Source organism: Deinococcus aerius, from assembly GCF_002897375.1.
Lineage (GTDB): Bacteria > Deinococcota > Deinococci > Deinococcales > Deinococcaceae > Deinococcus > Deinococcus aerius.
On sequence record NZ_BFAG01000002.1, the window covers coordinates 356,429 to 372,419 of the forward strand.

At 68.3% G+C, this 15,991-nt stretch carries 18 protein-coding genes; 7 read left to right on the top strand and 11 right to left on the bottom strand.

The window, feature by feature from the left end; translation table 11 throughout:
• Positions 1-1,011: 1,011 nt before the first annotated feature.
• Both DAERI_RS04570 and DAERI_RS04575 read left to right on the top strand, forming a co-directional pair.
• Positions 1,012-3,762 carry an AfsR/SARP family transcriptional regulator gene (locus DAERI_RS04570; RefSeq protein WP_133161962.1) on the top strand — a complete coding sequence of 917 codons (2,751 nt, stop codon included), beginning with the start codon at positions 1,012-1,014 and terminating at the stop codon, positions 3,760-3,762.
• 42 nt (positions 3,763-3,804) lie between these two features.
• Positions 3,805-4,395, top strand: a complete 591-nt coding sequence (locus DAERI_RS04575) for a hypothetical protein (RefSeq protein WP_103128238.1) — start codon at positions 3,805-3,807, stop codon at positions 4,393-4,395.
• Here the strand turns inward: DAERI_RS04575 and DAERI_RS04580 are convergent.
• Positions 4,334-4,723 carry a hypothetical protein gene (locus DAERI_RS04580; RefSeq protein WP_103128239.1) on the bottom strand — a complete coding sequence of 130 codons (390 nt, stop codon included), beginning with the start codon at positions 4,721-4,723 and terminating at the stop codon, positions 4,334-4,336. The two genes, DAERI_RS04575 and DAERI_RS04580, sit on opposite strands and share 62 nt — an antisense overlap.
• Positions 4,724-4,776: 53 nt before the next feature.
• Positions 4,777-5,346 (bottom strand): C39 family peptidase, encoded by a 570-nt coding sequence (locus DAERI_RS04585; RefSeq protein WP_165794069.1) that lies wholly within the window; start codon positions 5,344-5,346, stop codon positions 4,777-4,779.
• A 70-nt stretch (positions 5,347-5,416) separates the two neighbouring features.
• On the opposite strand from DAERI_RS04585, the gene DAERI_RS04590 reads away from it, so the two are divergent.
• The gene (locus DAERI_RS04590) at positions 5,417-6,076 is read left to right on the top strand and encodes a single-stranded DNA-binding protein (RefSeq protein WP_129117568.1); all 660 of its coding nucleotides are present in this window, start codon (positions 5,417-5,419) and stop codon (positions 6,074-6,076) included.
• A 105-nt stretch (positions 6,077-6,181) separates the two neighbouring features.
• Here the strand turns inward: DAERI_RS04590 and DAERI_RS04595 are convergent, their stop codons facing one another.
• The 5 genes from DAERI_RS04595 to DAERI_RS04615 all read right to left on the bottom strand — a co-directional run bounded on the left by DAERI_RS04595 (position 6,182) and on the right by DAERI_RS04615 (position 9,845).
• Positions 6,182-6,511: a CPBP family glutamic-type intramembrane protease gene (locus DAERI_RS04595; RefSeq protein WP_103128242.1), complete on the bottom strand. Its 330-nt coding sequence runs from the start codon at positions 6,509-6,511 to the stop codon at positions 6,182-6,184.
• On the bottom strand, positions 6,472-6,936 hold the full coding sequence (locus tag DAERI_RS04600; RefSeq protein WP_103128243.1) for a hypothetical protein: 465 nt from the start codon (positions 6,934-6,936) through the stop codon (positions 6,472-6,474). Before DAERI_RS04600 ends, DAERI_RS04595 begins: the two co-directional genes overlap by 40 nt.
• A 141-nt stretch (positions 6,937-7,077) precedes the next feature.
• A complete protein-coding gene (locus tag DAERI_RS04605; protein ID WP_103128244.1) occupies positions 7,078-8,607 on the bottom strand; it encodes a GspE/PulE family protein in 1,530 nt (509 codons plus the stop codon).
• 13 nt (positions 8,608-8,620) lie between these two features.
• On the bottom strand, positions 8,621-9,097 hold the full coding sequence (locus DAERI_RS04610; protein ID WP_103128245.1) for a DUF2227 family putative metal-binding protein: 477 nt from the start codon (positions 9,095-9,097) through the stop codon (positions 8,621-8,623).
• A complete protein-coding gene (locus DAERI_RS04615; RefSeq protein ID WP_103128246.1) occupies positions 9,084-9,845 on the bottom strand; it encodes a hypothetical protein in 762 nt (253 codons plus the stop codon). The genes DAERI_RS04610 and DAERI_RS04615 overlap by 14 nt, the downstream gene beginning before the upstream one ends.
• Positions 9,846-10,017: 172 nt before the next feature.
• Here DAERI_RS04615 and DAERI_RS04620 point away from each other — a divergent pair, with 172 nt between their 5' ends.
• Entirely contained in the window at positions 10,018-10,626 is a 609-nt protein-coding gene (locus DAERI_RS04620; RefSeq protein WP_103128247.1) for a hypothetical protein, read from the top strand.
• A gap of 32 nt (positions 10,627-10,658) precedes the next feature.
• Here the strand turns inward: DAERI_RS04620 and DAERI_RS04625 are convergent, their stop codons facing one another.
• From DAERI_RS04625 to DAERI_RS04640, 4 genes are all read right to left on the bottom strand, one after another.
• Positions 10,659-11,090, bottom strand: coding sequence for a helix-turn-helix domain-containing protein (locus DAERI_RS04625; RefSeq protein ID WP_103128248.1), 432 nt, complete (start codon positions 11,088-11,090; stop codon positions 10,659-10,661).
• On the bottom strand, positions 11,087-11,428 hold the full coding sequence (locus tag DAERI_RS04630) for a hypothetical protein (protein ID WP_103128249.1): 342 nt from the start codon (positions 11,426-11,428) through the stop codon (positions 11,087-11,089). Before DAERI_RS04630 ends, DAERI_RS04625 begins: the two co-directional genes overlap by 4 nt.
• A 101-nt stretch (positions 11,429-11,529) precedes the next feature.
• The gene (locus DAERI_RS04635) at positions 11,530-12,522 is read right to left on the bottom strand and encodes a tyrosine-type recombinase/integrase (protein WP_103128250.1); all 993 of its coding nucleotides are present in this window, start codon (positions 12,520-12,522) and stop codon (positions 11,530-11,532) included.
• A 2-nt stretch (positions 12,523-12,524) separates the two neighbouring features.
• Positions 12,525-12,767 (bottom strand): hypothetical protein, encoded by a 243-nt coding sequence (locus tag DAERI_RS04640; protein ID WP_103128251.1) that lies wholly within the window; start codon positions 12,765-12,767, stop codon positions 12,525-12,527.
• Positions 12,768-12,881: 114 nt separating this feature from the next.
• Between DAERI_RS04640 and DAERI_RS04645 the strand changes: the two genes are divergently transcribed.
• The 3 genes from DAERI_RS04645 to DAERI_RS04655 all read left to right on the top strand — a co-directional run bounded on the left by DAERI_RS04645 (position 12,882) and on the right by DAERI_RS04655 (position 15,523).
• On the top strand, positions 12,882-13,625 hold the full coding sequence (locus tag DAERI_RS04645) for a hypothetical protein (RefSeq protein ID WP_103128252.1): 744 nt from the start codon (positions 12,882-12,884) through the stop codon (positions 13,623-13,625).
• Between the two features lie 537 nt (positions 13,626-14,162).
• Complete coding sequence (gene dinB, locus DAERI_RS04650; RefSeq protein ID WP_103128253.1) at positions 14,163-15,203, top strand: DNA polymerase IV; 1,041 nt, start codon at positions 14,163-14,165, stop codon at positions 15,201-15,203.
• Between the two features lie 44 nt (positions 15,204-15,247).
• Positions 15,248-15,523: a hypothetical protein gene (locus DAERI_RS04655; RefSeq protein ID WP_235610255.1), complete on the top strand. Its 276-nt coding sequence runs from the start codon at positions 15,248-15,250 to the stop codon at positions 15,521-15,523.
• Positions 15,524-15,991: the final 468 nt, after the last annotated feature.

A 15,991-nucleotide genomic window follows, 5' to 3' on the forward strand; every position in this document is an offset into this window, starting at 1 on the left:
GGCAATCAGGCACCCCTCGATGGCGCGAATCAGCCCGCCACCCACCAGGTGGGCGAGCAATTGCTCCGCCACGTCCCGGGCCACGCCGAGAGCGTTGCGAAACGCCACCCCCGAAAAGCGCCGTGGTCCGTCCGGGTGGAGCAGGGTGGACGCTGCCTCGCTCGCCCGGTGGATCAGCGCCGGGTCCAGTGCCGGGCGCCACGCCGGTGGAGGCAGCCGGTACTGGGTGATCTCGTCTCGCCGCAGCCGCACGGTCTGCCGCTCGACGTCAGGCAGATCCTGCAAGACGTCACTCAGCAGCGTTGGATCCCCGCCGTAGCCCCCCGAAACTTCCGCGAGCGCGCGTCGCAACTGGGCGAAATCGGCCCAGGTCCCCACACTTGACAGCACCTCGGTCACGCGTGCCTGCAGCCGGATTCGCCAGTCCCGCAAGCGTTGGGGGAGTTCCTCTCGCAGGAAGTACACCTTCACGTTGCCCCCGTGGGCATGCAGGCTGCCCTCCTCGGTCAACGTGACCAGCGCCTGACGGCAGGTCCGCAGTGACGGTGCACCCGGCTGCCCGCTGCAACGCTGGTACATCTCCGCCGCGGTGATCCCGTTTCGGCTCAGTTCAAGGCACAGGGGGCGTAGGTCGGCTCGCATCTCGCGCGCATGGTGCCCGCCGGACCCAAAACTCTGCGGAGCTTTCTTTAAACCCTCTCTAGAACGCTGTTTTTACGGAAACGGGCTTAAGTTGTTCAGACAGGAGGCGGGACCGTACTGTGTTTGAGATTTCGTTCTCCGCCCTGCTGACCTGATCTTTTTACTGGACGACTGGGAGAAGAAGCCCCCCGTCATAAGCCGCCGAACAGAATGACCGATAAATTAAGAGATGGTAAAAACGTGGAGCGTCTTCCTCTTTAACTTGTCTAGCACTTTTTAAAGTTGCTCGTCGGTGGTTGAACTTGTCTGGGTCAATTCTGCCGCTCCGGAAGTCGCCGTTGGAGATTTGGGAAGAGGAGAAATGCGAGGATGGCTGGACGTCTGAATGCGGTGAGCCCGGTGCCGCTGTTGCCGCGGCCCCACCTTCTGGCACGATTGTCGGCGCCGGTCGCGGTTCTGGCGGCACCTCACGGCTACGGGAAAAGCCGACTGATCGAGACCTACCAGGCGCAGCTCACCCTGCGGGGTCAGCAGGTGGTGGCGCTGACCTGCTCGCCTGACGACCGGCGCCCCTTTCACCTCGCCAACCGCCTCACCCGCGCCGTCATGCGCGTGACGGGCCGCCGGATGTTCGAGGGGTTGGCCTCGACGTATGCTGCTGGGGACCTGTACAGCGCGTTCGGGCTCGCGCAGGCGGTGGCCGAGGACCTCCTGTACGCCGAGGTTCCCTTCACCCTGCTGATCGACGGCGTCGACGGCGAGGAGGCAGCCACCTTTGTCGCGGAACTGGCGGTGCGTGTCGCTCCCCTGGTCCAGGTGATCGTTTCGGGATACGAGCCGCTCGCCGCGTACTTTCCCGCGGAGGTCACGGTCCTGGGGCGGGAAGAGCTGGAGTTCACCTCGCAGGAGGCTGCGGCTCTGGGGGTGCCGGACAACCCGTATGACGGCTGGCCCGCACCGACCCTGATCCTGGCGGGGGGGCAGGGGCAGCCCGACCAGTACACCCAGCAACTGGTCGGACGCCTCGCCCCCGAGGACCTCGGGCTCCTGCCGGCGGCGCTGCTGGACGTCTGGCACCGTCAGACCGGCAGCCAAGTGTGCAAGGCGCTCGGTCTTCCCCGCAACTACCTCCGCCGCTTCGAGGAGCTGGGCTTCCCGCTCCGTCCTCACGGCGACGGCGTGGCTCCCCCGGCGCTGCTGCGTGAGGCGATGCTCGAGGAGCTGCGCCGGACAGATGCGGACAGCTTCCGCAAGTCCAGTGAGCGGCTGGCGACGCTCATCGAGGCGACCCAGCCGATCCGCGCCCTGGAACTGCGCAGTGAGATCGGGGATGAGGAGGGGGCATTGGCGCTGGCCCGCACCCGGCTTTCCATCTGGTCGCGTGAGCGCCACTGGTCACAGGTCCGGGCCCACCTGGAACCCTACTTCAATCGACTGACCGCCGACGAGCAGTTGCTGCTCGCCCGCGCACAAGACGGGCTGGCGACCCATCAGGAGGAGGTGGGCCGCGCCCTGAAGGTGGCTCAGCACGCCCGGCACCAGGGCGCCCGTGAACCGGAAGCAAGCTTCGTGGTGGGGGAGATGCTCCTGCGGCTCGGCTGGCTTGATCAGGCTGTGAGCGTCCTCGGCGAGGCGGTGAGGGCCTCACCGGAGGGGAGCGCGCCGCGCCTGCGCGCTCTGGGTTGGCTCGCGTTGTGTCTCGTGGCGCAGGGTCGCTCCGGCGCCGCGTTGATGGAGTTGCAGACCGCCTCAGGCGCCGCGGTGGGGCTGCCCGCCGAAGAGATCGGGGTCTTCTACGTTGCGAGGGCGAGTGCTTGCCTGCGTCTCGGTGACGTCCGGGCCGCACGGGACTCGGCGCGTCAGGCTCAGATGGTCTACAGCTACAACCTGCCTCTGGCGTTGTCGGACCTGACGGTGACCTTTGAGCTGCTGCATCTCCTGATCGACCTCGGCGACCTCCGGGAAGCCCGCCTGCTGCTGGGGCAGTTGCCGCGTGTGACCGTCCCCGTCGGGCGCTGGTACGGTGCGAGCCGGGCGCTCTTGCAGGCACACCTGGCTCACCGCGAGTTGCGGCTGGGCGACGGTGAGGAAGAGGCGCTCGGGCAGGCCCGGCGTGCCCTGGAGGAAGCGCGCCTGGGGGGTTACCACACCCTGGAGGTGCAGGCCGGTCTCCGGGTGTGTCTGCTGCACGTGCACCGCCACGAATACCCGGCAGCGCTCTCGCTGGTCGGACAGCTCGAGGCGCTCTCGCCCCGTGACCCCTGGGTGGAGCCCACCCTGTCGGACCTCAAGGCGGTCTTGCGGGCCTGCCTGAGTGAGACGCCGCCGCCGCCCTCCCAGCGTCCCGTCGCGCTCCGTGAGAGTGCGCTGGTCCGGGCACTGGTCCACGGTGGGCGCGAGGGCCACGAGCAGGTGTACGGTGCGGCGGTCGTGACCACCTGGCGGAACTGGTTCCCCTGGAGGGGCGGGCGCCCATGTGGACGGGTTCTGGACAGCGAGACCGATGTCCTCCCGGCCGACCCTCTGCCCGGGTGGACTTCCCTGGAGATCTCCCCGGGTGGGTATGGCCTCCCCCCGGTCGAGGAGCGTCCACCCGAGCATCACACCCTGGAGGTGCGCCTGCTGGGAACGCCACTGGCCCGGCTGGACGGCCGGGTGCTGGAACTGCCGCCCCGGGCGCTGGCGCTGCTGGCGTACCTGTGTGACGGCGAGGTCCACTCGGCGGGCGAGCTGATGGAAGCACTCTTCAGCGATTCCCGGCGACCCCGGGTGTACCTGTCCGTCACGCTCAGGGGGCTGCGTTCGAGTTGGCAGGGTGTCTTCGGTCAGGCACGCGACCCGGTGGTCCGGGTGGATGGAGGCTACCGCCTGGCTCCCGAAGTGCGGGCCCGCTGCGACCTGCGCGAACTGCGCGGCGCCACCCTGCGTGGGGTGCTGGGCCTCTACCGGGGACCCCTGGCCCTGGAGCAACCCTGGATGTTCGTCACCCCGGACGAGCTTCGCCAAGGCATCCTGGCGCGCTTGAAGCAGGAGGCCGACCCGCGTGAGGCGCAGGCGGTGCTCTCGCGGCTGCGCGCCGTGGATTCCGGGTTTCCTGCCTGGAGCAGTGACCACACCTGAGACGGGAAGGTCACCAACCTGGGGTGGACCCATACTGCCCTCATGCTCGTCTTTCCGCCGGACTGGACTGAAACGCCCCCCTATACCCTGCGACCAGTCGGTCCTCAGGTCGGCTATGTGCCGCGGGTGCGCCGCCGCGTCCCCGTCTACCAGGCGCTGGCGTCCGTGGACCCCGAGCTGGACCCGCCGCCGGTGTTCGTGCTGGCTCCCGAGGGCACATCCTGGTCCGCCCCGGGCGCGGCCTTGCTGGGGAAGGACGGGCAGGTGGTCGCCTACGCGACCTCGGCGAGCCGCCGTGACCCCTGCGTGTCCGCCGTGCTGGAGCGGGCCCTGGACCTTTCCGCCGGGCGGACCCTGGCCACCTGGGACGCCTCCTGCTGGGCGGCGCAACTGCTCGCGTTCCGAACGCCGGGCGCTTCCCGGGAGGCCGCCTGGATGCGGCTGAGCCGCCAGCCGGTGTTCTGCCTGCGCAGCAGGCTGGAAGAGCAGGATATTGACGTCTTCACGCTCGCCCAGGCCTGCGCCCAGTTTGGTCTGCCCGCGCCGGGAGAGGACGTCCTCTCGACCGCGTTCACGGTTCGGGTACTTCTTCAGGTGGCGTGGGCAGGCCATACCGCGCACAGAGTTGGGTGAGGAAGGTGCGGTGGTTGGTGCGGGCGGCCTCGACGGTGGCCGCCCGCGCCACCACTTCACCCTCGTCGCCGCGCACCAGCACCGTCTCGTAGAGCAGGGGCGGGTCAGCGCCCTCCCAGACGGGGACAAACAGCGTGACCAGACTGAGGTAGTCCGGGTCAGGCAGAAAGTGCATGCCGATCACCCGCTGCCGGGCCCGCCAGACGGTGGAGGGGAGCCGCTCCACCTCGACCGGCCGCCCTGTTTCGTCGGGAAGAAAAAACCGTGCCCCGTCGCCGTAGGGCCTCTCGTAAAGCAGGTCCGTTGCCCGCTGCCGGTCGACGTTCATGCCGTCAAGCGTACCTCCCCGGCGTGACCGCACCGGAGAAATGTGACGGGGTGCTACCCCCCCACGCCCAGCGCCCTCATCACCTGCGCGTGCATGGCGGGCGGATAGACCGCGACGCTGATCCGGCCCTGGATGTTCCAGAGGGTGTCGAAGTCCTGGTAGGAGATGTAAGCGTACCCGATCAAGGGGTCCGCCAGATACAGCCGGGAGAAGCGGTCGTCAAACCCACGGATCACTCGGAAATGCGGCACCTGGCCGACTTCCTGGGCGTACTGCAAGACGATGCTGGGCACACCCAGCGCGATCAGATTCTTCAGCAAGGAAATCTGGCTGCCCCGGATCTGCACGGACCGCAGGCCGTAGCGGCTGACAAAGCGCTCAATGGCCTCCACCTGCATATAGCTGGCCGGGGACGGTTTGGTGGCCCGGCTGATGGTCTGCACCGGGACGGTGAAGTCGTAATACGCCAGCACCATCGCGATGCTCGCCGGGCCGCAGTCGTTCCAGCCCTGATACACGACGGGCAGGTGCTGCAGGGCCAGGGCGGGCTGGGAGACGGCCCGGGCGGGAAGGGCCAGGGTAAGCAGCGCCCCCAGCGTGAGGGAAAGAAACCGTCGTCGCATGTGGCCACTGTGCGGCCGGGTCAGGTTGGACTTCGCGCCTTCCAACCTGACCTTCCCCCAGCATGCTGCCATGATGACGCTGACCCACGGCACCTCCGCCGAGTTCACCGCCGCGCTCGCGCGTCCGGGCGTCCTGAAACCCGGCGGCCAGTTCGCCACGTTCACCCTGGCTGGAGAGTTCAAGCGGTCTCGGGAGGACGGGACGCCGATCCGGACGGTCTTTTACCAGCCCTGCGTCGCCGCGGGTCGTCTGGCAGGACGGCTGGGGACGCTGGGCGCGGGCGAGGCGATCAGCGGAACGGGCGTGCTGGCCGCGTATGAGGGGGAGATCGTCATCGCGGTTCAGGACGCGGCGCGCCTGCCCAGCGAGCACGTCCGCCTGGAACTGGACGGCGGTGGGGCCGCGCGGCTGCTTCGTGCCCGTTGGCGGGTCCGGGCGCGGGGGGTGTTGATCACCCCACCGCAGGCCCAGCGCCTGGAGAACGAGGTGCCGGTGACGAACATTCGACTGGGGCTCACGCCGAAGCGGGCGGAGGGGACGGAGACACCACTGGTGCCACTGGAACTGGCGGCCTACGGGGAACTGGCGGTCGTGCTCGCCGGGCAGGGCAAGGGAAACTACCTCGACACCTGGGGTGTGTTGCAGCGTCGTCAGGGGGCGCAGCGCCGCTTTTCCCGGCTGGAAGTGCAGGACGTCGAGCCCCTGCACGGGACGCGGGCGCTGCTGTAGGACAACTTGGAACTTCGGGGTGTCAACGCAGAGCGCGAGGACCCTTTCTCGTGAGCTGTCCCAGGGGTCTTCGGCCGCTCTCCGGGGTCGGGAGAGAGCCGCGTCTCAGCTCGTCAGGACCCGCCACACCAACGGCACCGCTCCCAGGACAGTGACAAGGGCGTTGTCGCACCCATGGCAGAGCATGGCGGCCCGCAGGCCAGAGCGCGTCGCCACCCAGGAGAACACCGCCCCACTCATCAGTTGTGGGATAACCAGGCCGAGTACGGCCGGGTGGTGAGGCAGATCGGGGGAGTTGCACAGGTGCGCCAGCGCGAAGAGCGTGTTCGTCACCGCCGCGCAGCCGATCAGCCAGCCGGGGGAAAGTCGTCCGCCGGGATGCCGCTGACGCAGGCTCAGGGACAACGAGGCCAGGACCAGGGGCGTGATGAACATGTTGGGGTGGGGCTCCACTGCCGCTGATCCACTGCCGCCTTCAACACGTCGAAGGCATTGAGCCCGACGCAGCTCACCAACGACACGACCCTCAACCACGGCAACAGGCGCCAGGCCTCTTGGGGACGACGCACCCCGGGGTTGCCCAGGAAGGCGGCAAAACCGACCAGCCCGGGGATCAGGACCAGCCGGAACATCGCCTCTTCGATCATGGGGCCCCGGACAATCCGATCCAGCAACTCGTCCGAGGGACCCCGCTTGGGCGTCCAGCCGGTCTGCTCGATTACCCACGGAACGACCCAACGCGACTGCACCACAGCCTCCAGCAGCAGCACGAGCAGTACCAGCCCGAGTATCCACGGCACATGCCTAAGCGGCAGGCCCCATCGCAGGGAGAGAGGCGCCAGAGCCGGGAGCTTGGTCATCCGGTGTCCTGTCCAAACCCTTGATAGCCGACAGCCCGGGTCTGATCGCCTGGAAGAGGGTTGGAATGCGCCCATACGGGAAACTGGACGCAGGCCAGTCCCCGGCGCTCCCCGACGAGGCGCTGGACGCTCTGTCCAGCTTCAACGGAATACCCCTGGGTGTCCGCGCCTCCCCCCCTCTGCCTCCCGGGGATCGGGAAGAGACAGGCCTTCCAGCAGCTCACGCTCCAGCATCAGACTCTCGAACCTCACCTCGCCGTCCTGAGCCAGCGCCCGCAGGACGGCCCCCGACCCGTCCACCGTCCACTCGGCGGTCAGCCGCTCGCTGTCCTCCTCCGGCCAGCCACCCGTGCACACCAGCGCCCGCGCATCCTCGCGCGCCAGGGTGGGGTAACGGTGTTCGGTCGGGGCCGTCGTCAGGGGCCAGGCCGATGCGCCCGGCACCCGCAGCACGACGACCCGCCGATGCGCGTGGGCCAGACAGGCCAGCAGCAGGGCGTGGAGGTCGGGGTCGAAGTCGGTCCCCAGGTAGTCGGTGACCTCACCCGGCTGGATGGTCGTGTCGGCCGCCAGCAGGAGGGTCAGGTGAGGCTCACCGGCCTGCTCCTGGTGAACCTCCCGGCTGGACTCTTCGACCCTCGTGGGCGTGGTGTCGTTTCCCCCCATCAGGCGGTCGAGCGCCGCGGACCCCGTCACCAGCACCTCCACGTGCGGCTGACCGCTGCGTTCGGCCACCGCCCGCCGGAGGACCGCCTCTCGTTGCGGCTGGTCGGTGAGGACGAAAAACTCCCCGTCGTCCAGACGGTGCCCGAACACCCGGTACGTCCTGCGAGTGGGTTCGTCGAGCAGGTGCGCGGCGTCCTCGTGGGGCGGGTCCAGGCCCACGTCCACGAAGGGGAGACCACGCGAGAGGGCCAGTGCCCGGAAAGCCAGGTCCTCGTTGATCCTCCCGCCCTTCAGGAGGGTCTGTTCCAGGCGCGGGTCCGACAGTTCCGAGGTCTCCAGGTCCCCGTAGCCGAGGTGGAGCAGCGCTTCGGCGATGGACATGTGCCCAGGTGTTCCACGCTTCGGAAAAGTTCTGGGTTCCGGGTCCTGGTGGGGCCGTGGGTCGGACACGGCCCCACCAGGCGTGATCACTGCAACGGGTGGATGGTCGGTGACCATCACCTCGGGTCCGGGTTCCCATTCAGGCCCTTCCGCAGGGGAAGGCGGGACGGACAGCTCCGGCTGCGCGGCGAGGGCTGCCAGGTCGACCGGCGGTCGGTACTCCACCTCGGGCACGGTGGGCGGGGGGTTGACCCAGGCCGGTTCGCTCCGTCGGTTGGTGGGTTGGCTCACCACGATCAGGGCGGATGGGGGAAGGTAATACAGGTTCTCTTCCTGAAAGGGATTGCTGCTGGCCCGTACCGTCTGCCCATCCGCCTCCGCCTCGACGAGGGCGCGGACCGTGTCGAGGACCCGCAGGGCCCGCTCGGCCTGGGGAACTCCGTAGGCGGCGAGCGCTTGGCCGATCACCCGCTCGTCGAGGAAGGTTCGTGCCCGTTCCAGGACGTGCGCGTCCTGCTGGGAGCGAGACCACCGTCTGCCGCCTGGAGGACGGAGACGGCCGAACTGGAAGAAGGTCAGCCGCGCCTCGCTCCGGAGGACATCGGCGAAGGTCGGTTGTTTCAAGGGGTTCCTCCTCTCACCACCGGCGCACGTTCCAGGGCCGGTATCCGTCCAGCCACAGGTGCAGCCAGTACGCGAGCAGGTATCCGCCCAGCGCCACCGCGTAGAGCGGCCCGTCCGGGGTGGGTACCCGCAGGGGGACGTCCAGGGCCCGGTCCACGGCGAGCAGCGCGGTGACCGGCAGTGTCAGCAGGACGGCGGCGTACCCCAGCAGAAGGAGCGGTCCGCGGACGTAGGTGTGCGTGACGCCCCGGTGCCGCACGAACAGGCTCAGCGGGCGCCACAGGCCTCCCCAGACACCCCAGTTGCACCGTGCCCGCACACGCACGTGTCCCGCCAGGTCGAGGTCAGGCGTGATCAGCAGCGTCCCGGTCAGGTATCCCGCCGCCAGCGAGAGGAGCAGGTCCTGGGAGACGTGCAGGGCGGCCAGGGGTCCGGCGATCCCCACCAGGGTGATCAGGTTGACTCCGGTGTGCAGGTCACCGCTGGGCATTGCCGCTGGGCGTGACGTTGAGGGTCGCGCGGGTGGTGTACTCGTTGATGCCGACGCGGTACGGCCACAGAACGGTCGGATTGACCCCGGCGTCGGCCGCGCTGGCGGTCACTGTGCCGTAGCGGGTGGTGCCGGGAGCGACCACGAGCGTGCCGAGGTTCGTCTTGACGAGCACGCTGCCGCCGTTCTGACCGTTGATCGCGAACTGCCGTTCGTTGAGGGTAATCGCCCGGGACCCGGCCTGCACGCGGTAGTTGACCACGAGGATGTTCCCGTCGCGGGTGGCGGTGAAGGTGAAGCGCGGGGTCTCCTCGGCGCCGAGGGCCGCACCCGGGCGGAGGCTGGTGGTGGGGGCGCTGGCCTGTGGCGTTGGTGGGGCCGGGCTCGTCTCCTCGGGGTCCTTCACGGTGACGTTCACGATGCTGCCCGCGTGGTCGCCCGACAGGGTGAGGCGCCAGGTGTAGGTTCCGCTGTCGGTCACGATCTGCAGGGGCGTGGAGCCGTACCCGGCGAGGCCCGCGAGCAGGACGCGGTTGCCGTCCTTCCTGCGGTCGACCAGCCCGTCGCGTGTGACCAGGACGTCCTTGACGGCCTCGGGGAAGACGAGGGTGCCGAGGGCGCCGGGACCGAGCGTCAGGGTGTAGTGCTGGGCTTGCTGCGGAGTCAGGATGACGTTCACGTCCTTCAGGGCGACGGCGGGTGTGGAGACGAGGGCAAGGAGGGCGAGCAGGGTGAGGCGTGTGGTCATGGGTGGATGTCCTCCACCCTGAAGTGTGGTGGCGGGTCAGGTTGGACGCTGCAGCGTGTCGGGCAAATGGGAAGCCCTGTGGCCGTCCGCGTGCCACTGAACCTGCTCTGGCTGTGGTCGCGCCCTGTCGCCCCTAGACTTCTGTTCGAACCTGGTTGTTCAGGAGGGCGGGATGTTGATCGACACCATGAAACGTGATGCCCGGCGGGGCCTGGGCTATGACTGGCACAAAGAGGACGGGCTGCTGCACCTGTACGAGTTGCTGCATGGCACGGGAGTTTCTCCGCTTGAACTGCAGGCGCAATTCGAGGCTACGTTCCAGGAGCGACTGTTTGAGGCCCGCTTGTGCACCCTGAGCCGTTCCACCTATGAACGGCTGCGCGGGTTACCGCTCCCCGACGGGCTGCTGACCCTTACCTGTCCCGCGGTCTGGTTCGAGCTGCCCGACCAGTTGCCTGGGCAGGAGGCCTGGGGTGGCGCACTGTTGTTCTTCGTACGTCCCGGCGAGTCCCTGTTCGGCGTGCCGCTCCGGCAGGGCCTCGCGTTCCTGCTGGTCTTCGACGCGCACGACAACTTCCGCGCGACTTACATCTTCCTCGAAGGGGAGGGGGTTTCGCCGCGGATGATCCATCCGATGCAGGCCAGCGAGCAGGCGGTGTTGCTGGGCCTGCCGCGTGAACGGGTCGAGCAGCTCACCCGGGAGAGCCTGACTCTGCTGCCCGCGCTCCTCCAGCTGCTGCTGGAGCGAGGCGTCGCCCGCTTGAGTGGCCGGACGTCCTGACCCTCGCCCGCCCCTTCGTACCCGTTCACGCTTCATGTCGGTTGACCGGAAACGCTCGGTTGCCAGGCTTTACCCCGGGTGAACACCCCCAGGCTCCCGATGCAGCGGCAGCTCACCTCGCCTCGCCACAGCGCACGGGTGAGCACGTCCGTGACGACTGTGCGCGGAAAACCGGTCGTGGTGACGAGTGCGGCCACGGTGCGCTGCCGCTCGACCTCAGCGAGGACCTGCTCCTGGGTCACCTCGCCGGTCTCGGTGTCCAGCGTAGGCAGTTGGTGGAGCCGAAGTGTTCCCGCGCGGTCGGCGGCCTTGCAGACCAGGCCAGCGTCCTGAAGAGTCCTGAGGAGGACGTGGGCGTCTGCGCGCGGGAGATTGGTGGAGGCCGCGACGTCGCCGGTTGTGGACGGACCCCGTCCCAGAAGGTCGAGCACCTGCAGGCTGTGGATGGGGGAGAGGGAATTCATGCCTTGCCGCCACGCGTCGCGTGAGGGACCAGACGGGCCAGCAGCGCTCGCTGGACCAACAGGTGCGCCTGGGCCGGTTCCTGGGCGTACAACTGTTCGTACTCGGGTCGCAGGCTTGCGAGTTCCCGAACCTCCGGCACCAGGGGTGTGAGGCCGACGAAGTAACGGCTCTCGCGGACATGGACGCCCTGCCCCCCCGCCTGCTGGTGCTGGACCAGGGCGGTGAGAAGGCTCAGCGTCAGGAGCCCAGCGCGGTCACACCCGACCCCGAACACGTCGCCCAGCGCCTCGGTCAGTTCCTCGCGGGCCCGCGCGGCGCGCAGCGGCAGATCATTCATGACGTGGAGCCGCTGGGAAGCTGCCCAGGAGGGGAGAGGCCACAGGGGAGTGGAGCGTCATGCCGCTATTGTTCCCGTAGGTCAGGTGAGACCCGGGAGCCTCACCAACCGGCGAGGTCGTCCTTGAGATCGTCGGCGGCCAGTTGGGCGTACCCCTTGCGCGTCGTATCCACGGACGAGTGCCCCAGGTGCGCGGCGACCCGCCCGAAATCCTTGATCTGCCGCAGCAACCGCGTCCCCGCATACTTGCGCCCCGGGTGAAAGCCCCGGAACTTCACGCCAGCGGCCTTGAACGCCTTTTCGACATGGTAGCGGGCGGTGGTCATGTCCGCGTACCGGAAGACGCGAATGGGCAGCGTCGTGCGCTTGCCGTCGACATGCTCGGGACCGCCGGGTGCGTACAGGCCACGGTAGTGCCGGGCGGCCCGGGCGAGGCTGCTGCTCATGGCGACGACCCGGGCTTTGCGCCCCTTGCCGGACCGGACCTGGATCCGCTTGGCCGCCTCGTCGAGGTCGTCCCACTCCAGCGCGAGCGCCTCGCTGATGCGCAGCCCCGCGTGGGCCGTGAGGAACAACAGGAACTTGGCCTGCACGTCGGCCTGCTCCAGCACGTCGGCCAACTCGTCCTCCGAGTAGGGGGGACGCTTGACGATCCCGGGGGTTGGGTCTCTCGGCACGCGGGCGTCACGGAAGGGATCGGCCTCGGTGGCCCCCGCCCAGCGCAGGGCGCGGTAGAGGCATCCCGCCGCGGCCACCTTGAGTTGCACGCCGGCGGGCTTGCGGCCAGCGGCGAGCAGAGTGTTGATGTACCCCTGGGCGTCGTGCCGTCCGGGGCGCAGGAGGTTCACGGCCTGACTGCTCGCGTACTCGACGAATTGCCGGGTGCCCAGGGCGTACGCCTCGACCGTCCGGGGGCTGGTCAGGACGCCGCTGCCTCCTCCGTGAGCCAGGTACGCCGTGGTGAGGGACACCAGGGCGTACACGTCCTTTTCGCCCGCCGCCTGTACGGCCCGGCGGCGCAGCTCATCGTCGTGCAGGTTCGTCCAGACCCGTGCTTGAGCCAGGAGCCCACCCTTGAATGGAACGAGAGTCATGGTCAGCGAACTTCGACGAAGACGGTTCGCTGACCGACGCTGCCGTCCGGGTTGTTGAACGTGCCGGTGAGCTTCCCCCCTCGGTCGAGCACGGATTCCAACTCCTCCTCAGCAACCTGGGGCAGCAGCCCCAGGATGACGTTGGTCGCCCCGAGCCGTTCTTCAGTGATCAACTCACCGCCAGCTTTCCCGAGGTCGGTCTCATCCTGTCGGTTGGTCATATAGCTGCTGATTTTCCAGGCCATACTTTATCCTACCTAACAGGCATTAGGTGGGAAAACGGGCGCGGCTCCACTCCGGTCCCTCCGCCCACCCAGGGCGCTAGGGTAAGACCTGCCTCCGAAAGGAACCTCGTCCGTATGCCTGCCTCCTCCACCCCCGAGCCCACCACCTTCGTCATCCCCGCCCTTCCTACCTGGCGCCGCAGCGGCGGACGAGCGGACCCATCCGCCTCCCGCCTCCACAAGCTCGTCGGCTATTACACCCAGGGAGCCCGGCCCAACCACACCCGGATGCGCGAATACCACACCTGGAAGGACCACGTGCGCGCCCACGCCCCACCGGGACTGCTTGGGGTGCGGCCCACCGACGAGCGCAGCCGGGTCCGCTTAGACGTGGTGTGCTTTTTCGCGAACAAAACCCACGCGGACCCGGAGAACGTGCGCAAGGGGGTGGTGGACGCGCTGTTTCCCCAGGGCGACAAGTGGGTGTACGGCAGCCACGACCACCCGCGCTATGACCCGGCCCGGCCCCGGGTGGAGGTGACGGTCACGCTTTTTCAGACTGTCCTGCCCGGGGGCTCGGGACAGAGGCCGCGCACAGCGAAGGCGGGCAAGACAGCGGAGCCACGGGCCATGGAAACCGGACCCCAGGCCCAACGTCCAGTCAGGACCTCCTCCACGGGGAAGGAACCGGGCCAACGTACCAGGAAAGCCCAGGGGGACGAGCCTTCCCGGAAGACGGCGGGGAGGAAAGCTGCCCCTGCGCCGATCGGCCTGGGCTGGTGGGAGGGGCTGAGCGCATGGGTGGCGGGGTGGGGCGTCAAGATGGGGACGCGAGCACGGCGTCCGTCCCGCCGCCCGTCCCGGCGGCGCTCCCGTTGACCCTGGGCGGGGACGGCGAGCCGTGTGCCGCGGCGTCTTGGGGATGGATCTCCCCGGGTGGGCCGAGCGGCCTCCCGCTCCTGCACGCTGACGTTGCAGGCGGCGAGGGACGTTCAGTCGAGCAGCCCCACGGGAGTGAGGAGTGGGAGGCCCATGTCGAGGTCCAAGTGGTTGATGCACGCCCGACGGAGCAAGATGAGCACATCAGTGCCTACCATTCTTCCTTTTACAGAATAAATCTGCTCAAGTTGCTCCTTCTCAAAAAAGGGTCAAGAAAAAGGCCGTCTCAGACGGAGTGAAATCTGCTCGGCCACAGAAAGGACGAGAAGGGGCCTCTGAGGAGTTCTGAGGGTTAAAGGACACGGGAGCTGGAGGGAGGCCGGGAGAGCGCTTGATTCTCAGGGGGACGCAAAGGGCAAGGGGTGCGAACCACAGGTTGGGGGACTGGGACGGCCTGGACCCCGACGGGCACCTGTGGCACAGGGAAGCGCATGACACCCGACGGAAGACGCCCGGCTCAGGAGGGACACTGCCTCCATGCAGCGCCTGATCGTGCACGTAGACATGGACGCCTTTTACGCCTCCGTCGAGGAGCGGGAGCAGCCTGAGCTGGCCGAGCGGCCCATCGCGGTCATCGTCCCTGGCCGCCGCGGCATCGTCATGACCGCTAACTACGTCGCCCGCAGCTTTGGCGTTCACAGCGCCCTTCCCGTGTATCAGGCCCGGTTGCGCTGCCCCGGCATCGTCCTCATTCCGCAGCGCATGGACCTGTACCGCGCCGTCTCCGCGCAGATTCACGGGGTCTTCGCCCGGTACACGGGGATCATTGAACCGCTCGCGTTGGACGAGGCCTACCTGGACCTGACCGCAGAGGGCCGGACGCTGGAGGACGCCGAGGGGATCGCCCGCGCGATCCAAGCCGACATCCTGACCGAGACGCACCTGACCTGCTCGGCCGGGGTCTCGGTGAACAAGTTCCTCGCCAAGTTCGCCAGCGGAAGGCACAAGCCCGCCGGGCTCACCGTCATCTACCCTGAGGAGGTGGACGCCCTGCTCGCTGGCCTGCCCGTCGAGGACTTCTACGGGGTGGGGCCGGTCATCGCGGGGAAGCTCCAGGCCCAGGGCATCCACACGGGGGCAGACCTGCGGGCGAGGTCCCTGGCGGACCTGCAAGCCATTCTGGGGAGCGGGAAGCTGGCGCCGCGCCTGTACGATCTGGCACGGGGGGTGGATGAGCGGCCGGTGGAGGCGAACCGCGAGCCGCAGTCCATCGGGGTGGAGCGGACCTTCGACCATGACCTGAGCACGCGGGAGGCGGTCCTGGCCGAGCTGCTGTCCCTCACGGCGGAGGTCGAAGCCCGGTGGTCGAAGCGGGGGTACGTGGGGCGGACGGCGGTGCTCAAACTCAGCTTCGAGGATGGGACGACGGTGACGCGGCACCGGACCCGCGAGCAGCCGCTCAAGGGGGCGAACGAACTGGCTCAGGCCGTGACCGAGGTCCTGACGCCGGAGTTGCTGGCCGGGCACCGGGTCCGGTTGCTGGGGGTGAGTCTGGTGAACCTAAGGGCCAGGGACTGACCCCCTCCTCGTGCTTTGACGCGGCAGGGCGCACAATAGGGGCAGTGATCCCTGTTCTCTTCGTCTTCATCATCACGGCGCCTGAAGGGGTCTTGCGGGCCCGCTTCGACCTGGAGCCCGGCCGCTGCTACCTCCCGTGCGACGTGCAGGTGGAGTGCGGGGGGGAGGCGGAGTGTTCCGCTCATACCCTGACGGTGGAGGCCACGGCGCTGCCTTCCGAGGAGGAGTTCCGGGACCTGGCCGCTCGCGCGGCGACGCGGACGGCGGACGACACCCCGAACGAGCTGCGCCGGTTGCTCAACTTGCTCATCCCCTTTTGAGCTGGGGCCATCGGGGGCGTGTTCCGCCGGAAGTGCGGGAGAACGGGGAATCCCGCTGCCCGACGGATTACACCAGCATATGCACGTTGGATTGGGCGCGGGGGATGTGGGTGGGTGTGGTGTACGCGCTAGCGTGGCATGTGGTGCTGTTGACCTCCCCACCCGGTCCCTGCCAGTACATCTTTCATTGGTGGTGCGGGGTATTCTCGCGGCGCCGTCCATCATGGCGCCAGCCCGAGCGGAGTTGGAGGAGCGAGGCCTGGAGTTCCGGTAAGTGCAGGCCCTGACGGTGAGCCCGACCCACGCTGCGTCGCTGCCGTCCCTCTTCGATTGACATCGACCTGGAGGCCTTCCTCGTGCTGTTGCTGGGGAAAGCCTCTCGCACCTGAGCGCAGCATCACTTCCTGCTGGAATCAAACTCCCAACTCATGTTACGCTAATGGCGTATTGGCAGGGGCTGTTCGAGTC

Excerpts from the sequence above, each read along its gene's own strand:
- DAERI_RS04570 (WP_133161962.1), top strand. The coding sequence starts at position 1,012 with ATGGCTGGACGTCTGAATGCGGTGAGCCCGGTGCCGCTGTTGCCGCGG.
- DAERI_RS04575 (WP_103128238.1), top strand. The coding sequence starts at position 3,805 with ATGCTCGTCTTTCCGCCGGACTGGACTGAAACGCCCCCCTATACCCTG.
- DAERI_RS04580 (WP_103128239.1), bottom strand. The coding sequence starts at position 4,723 with ATGAACGTCGACCGGCAGCGGGCAACGGACCTGCTTTACGAGAGGCCC.
- DAERI_RS04585 (WP_165794069.1), bottom strand. The coding sequence starts at position 5,346 with ATGCGACGACGGTTTCTTTCCCTCACGCTGGGGGCGCTGCTTACCCTG.
- DAERI_RS04590 (WP_129117568.1), top strand. The coding sequence starts at position 5,417 with ATGATGACGCTGACCCACGGCACCTCCGCCGAGTTCACCGCCGCGCTC.
- DAERI_RS04595 (WP_103128242.1), bottom strand. The coding sequence starts at position 6,511 with ATGTTCATCACGCCCCTGGTCCTGGCCTCGTTGTCCCTGAGCCTGCGT.
- DAERI_RS04600 (WP_103128243.1), bottom strand. The coding sequence starts at position 6,936 with ATGACCAAGCTCCCGGCTCTGGCGCCTCTCTCCCTGCGATGGGGCCTG.
- DAERI_RS04610 (WP_103128245.1), bottom strand. The coding sequence starts at position 9,097 with ATGCCCAGCGGTGACCTGCACACCGGAGTCAACCTGATCACCCTGGTG.
- DAERI_RS04615 (WP_103128246.1), bottom strand. The coding sequence starts at position 9,845 with ATGACCACACGCCTCACCCTGCTCGCCCTCCTTGCCCTCGTCTCCACA.
- DAERI_RS04620 (WP_103128247.1), top strand. The coding sequence starts at position 10,018 with ATGTTGATCGACACCATGAAACGTGATGCCCGGCGGGGCCTGGGCTAT.
- DAERI_RS04625 (WP_103128248.1), bottom strand. The coding sequence starts at position 11,090 with ATGAATTCCCTCTCCCCCATCCACAGCCTGCAGGTGCTCGACCTTCTG.
- DAERI_RS04630 (WP_103128249.1), bottom strand. The coding sequence starts at position 11,428 with ATGAATGATCTGCCGCTGCGCGCCGCGCGGGCCCGCGAGGAACTGACC.
- DAERI_RS04635 (WP_103128250.1), bottom strand. The coding sequence starts at position 12,522 with ATGACTCTCGTTCCATTCAAGGGTGGGCTCCTGGCTCAAGCACGGGTC.
- DAERI_RS04640 (WP_103128251.1), bottom strand. The coding sequence starts at position 12,767 with ATGGCCTGGAAAATCAGCAGCTATATGACCAACCGACAGGATGAGACC.
- DAERI_RS04645 (WP_103128252.1), top strand. The coding sequence starts at position 12,882 with ATGCCTGCCTCCTCCACCCCCGAGCCCACCACCTTCGTCATCCCCGCC.
- dinB (WP_103128253.1), top strand. The coding sequence starts at position 14,163 with ATGCAGCGCCTGATCGTGCACGTAGACATGGACGCCTTTTACGCCTCC.